Origin of the sequence: Flavobacterium sp. UGB4466, from assembly GCF_903469665.1 — a bacterium.
Lineage (GTDB): Bacteria > Bacteroidota > Bacteroidia > Flavobacteriales > Flavobacteriaceae > Flavobacterium > Flavobacterium lipolyticum.
Genome location: NZ_CAGKLC010000275.1, coordinates 1 through 459 on the forward strand (window position 1 = coordinate 1; position 459 = coordinate 459).

Here is a 459-nt window from a genome sequence, read left to right on the forward strand (position 1 = left end):
CAATGATGACTTTTTTGCATTGGGAGGCCATAGCTTAAAAGCAGTTCGTCTGAGCAATGAGTATCAAAAGGAGTTAGGGGTAAAGCTTACTTTAAGAGAGGTATTTGTTCATACCAGTATAGCTTCGCAGGCAGAACTGATAGCCTCTTCAAAAAGAGAGGAGTTTGTTCCAATAGAAAAGGCAATTGATCAGGCAAGTTATCCGATCTCTGATGCCCAAAGAAGGTTATGGGTCTTAAGTCAGTTTGAAGGAGGTTCGTCCGCGTATAACATACCGGGAAGCACTTACCTGAGAGGAATCATTGAAATTGAAAACATCAGGCGGGCTATTGAGGCTACAATTGATCGCCATGAGATCTTAAGAACCGTTTTCAGGGAAGAGGAATCGGGAGAGATCAGGCAATGGATACTTGAAAGGGAAGATTTAGGGTTTACGATCGATTATCAGGACTTTAGAGA

Annotated in this window: 1 protein-coding gene; it reads left to right on the forward strand. The window is 42.3% G+C overall.

Annotation, left to right across the window (positions count from 1 at the left end):
• A partial coding sequence (locus JO950_RS22030; RefSeq protein ID WP_202704553.1) for a condensation domain-containing protein occupies window positions 1-459 on the forward strand: 459 nt, incomplete at both ends.